This window comes from Pseudoalteromonas sp. MMG012, assembly GCF_018100875.1.
In the GTDB taxonomy this organism is placed as follows: Bacteria; Pseudomonadota; Gammaproteobacteria; order Enterobacterales; family Alteromonadaceae; genus Pseudoalteromonas; species Pseudoalteromonas aurantia.
Genome location: NZ_JAGJEF010000162.1, coordinates 1 through 2,752 on the forward strand (window position 1 = coordinate 1; position 2,752 = coordinate 2,752).

Sequence of the window (2,752 nt, forward strand, 5' to 3'; positions counted from 1 at the left end):
AGAACTTGAATTCGGGTTGAAAATATCGTTCATTCATATATAATTATATAATTACTAACAAAGGTGAGCTTTAAAAAGTGGATTCTAATAATAAGGTGGAAATAACTTTTCCCACGTGGCTATGGTTCATTGTAATAGCAATAACTTTTGGTACTTCGCAAACTCTTATAGAATCAGCTGTGCCATGGGGTTTTATAATAATGGTTATTTTTGCTGAAAGCGCTTTAATAACTTTGTTATGGATGGTGTACTTAAAGTATAGAAAAATTAGATAAAATATAATTTAAACTTAGGATTATTAATATCTAATAGATTTTGTGGATCAAATAGCTAACTACTAATCTATTGATCAGTCTTAACTCTGGTGCCAATATTTGTGCATACCTAGCCCATTCATTTTATTTATTACCTTCACTTTTATTACCACTTCAGTATGCTGATTATTAACTTGACGGCTTATCACCCATTAATTACATTGTCGTCTCAGCAAGTGAACGAAGGCGGTTCGCTAGAGTCTCTTTCCATAGCGTTGACCCTATCGGGCACATCAAACGTTTTAGTACGTTTATATAAACAGCCGTACTTGAACCTGATTTCATATAATGATGTATTTATGATAGTAAGAAATTTGCAAACCTTTCTAAGACTTTCAGCTGTAAACGAAATACGGCCTTTAAGGTTAAACACGTTTCAATTGCTAAGTCTGGGTAGAGATTTGCGCGGCCACAGTGCTTTCAGTACTTTGCTATTTTGAAATCGTACCATCGCTTAATCAAATATTGATTTTACCGAGTTGAACTAAAACCCGATTATAGCATGACCAATTTCTAATTTTCTTCTTCATCTCAAACATGGGTTAGGATATTTGGAGATCAGATAGAACCCAGGAAGTTCATGATTTAGGAAACGACCTTCTAAGAAACACAACTTACTAAAATTAAATAATTAGAAGTGAACCTAAGAAACAATTCTAGCAAAATCAGAACTTTGAGCAATAAAAAAATTTCACTATAGCTGATTAACAATCATATGACCACGACACAAATATTTTTAAAACCCCCACACTGCAACAAGTAACCAACATAAACTTAACCAGACAATACAAAAAAAACACATAACTTGACATAAAAACCTAAAGCGGGTACTTTGCGTCGACTTTATTAAATGGAAATAAATATGAAAATCTATCTTGTTTTATTTTTTCTACTAATTAGCTGCGATAGTTTTGCGGACTCTTATGACAAGGAAGTTTTATTCTTATGCGAATCTACTGTTTGCGATATTAATGACTCAATTAGTGCTTATATCAATGTAGAAGGTATCGATAATACGAAAAAAAACCTCCTTTTTATCCTGATGGATTCTGGAGTAATAGTTAACTCTATAACATATATAGAGTATTTAAACCAAATTAATACAAATGGTATCAATAACACTAGACCTAAACGCGATTCTTTTAAACCTTTAGATGGTGCTCTAAGGTGTCAGGACGATAATGATTATGACTGTGAGGCTTGGGATGACTTTCATGGAAAGAAAAAACCTTATATTCTTCAATTGCGCAATCATATTAATAATTTTTCGTGGCGCTATACAATAACGACAAGCGACTTAAACTCTATTAACCAAAATCGTAACCTTGCGTATGTCTTTATTACATCAGCAGCATCAGCAACACCAGCAGCATATGCAATGAAAAAGTTAGCCCTTTACGGCGTAAGTCTTGGAACTTTCGCACAAACCAGTATCAATACTGGAATAGTAAGCACTTCACTTGCATATATATTCTCTCATGATACTAAATCAAAACTTAAAGTTGGTGACCAATTAGTAGTTAAAGGTGGTGAAGTTATTGGTATTATTAGAAATGGTAAATCATATACCCCTGCACAAATTTACGGTGGCAGAGCTGGGGGTGGGGGTGGTGCTGGCGATGGTACGGGCGATGATGGTAACGTGGAGGGCGGGAAAGAAATAGGAATTACGCCTCCTCCAATTCGTTTTTGCTATAGGACGTTTAGTAATGGTCAGGTAATCCAAGTTCCCTGCCCATAAAGCCTAAAATAAGATACACGCGAATTAAAGGGATCAGAGTCGTTGATCCCTTTTTACATAACGATGCTGTCTATCTCGATGATAAACCTACTGATGATGATAAACCTACTGATGACATATATGGACACTCCCAGTATGTCAAACAAAATAACTCTGGCGGGGTAGAATAAACTACCTCGTTTTTTCATTTCGTCGCTGCCACTGTTTGACGTTTGACCCATTTGCAATAAAGCGTTGCTCTGACATATATCCGGGCTTAACTGTTATTTCAGTGCCCCTAATGAGCTTCGAGCCCATACACCCTAATTTGAATACACCCAAGCGGTTTATATACCGTGCCTTTGTCCGGGTTTTGTATAGGCAGGCTAGGCCTTTTTTCATCTAACTGTAGCAAACAATGATAGGCGATTGGCAAGTGCTCTCAACACCCACTCGGGTTAAGTCACCCTTGTCATCTGCGAGCTGCTTGCCAATCTAACTCTGTATTTAAACATCACCTTGAACCTGGTTGCATGAACGTATGGGGCGGTAATATTCGTTTTTTTGAAGTAATATCTAACCTAAAGATGACACCCACTCAAAAATTAGGCCAGCTCCCGAAGAATAAGCATATCGCCTATTTCATAAATTTAAAATATAAGCTGTATATTTCAACTCATGCAAAATAGTATCAATCACCCCCCAGAGCAATCAATTT

The 2,752-nt window shown here is 36.1% G+C and carries 1 protein-coding gene; it reads left to right on the forward strand.

Annotation, left to right across the window (positions count from 1 at the left end; genetic code table 11):
* Positions 1 to 1,176: 1,176 nt before the first annotated feature.
* Complete coding sequence (locus J8L97_RS22670) at positions 1,177 to 2,055, forward strand: hypothetical protein (protein WP_211052990.1); 879 nt, start codon at positions 1,177 to 1,179, stop codon at positions 2,053 to 2,055.
* The last annotated feature ends 697 nt before the right edge of the window (positions 2,056 to 2,752 follow it).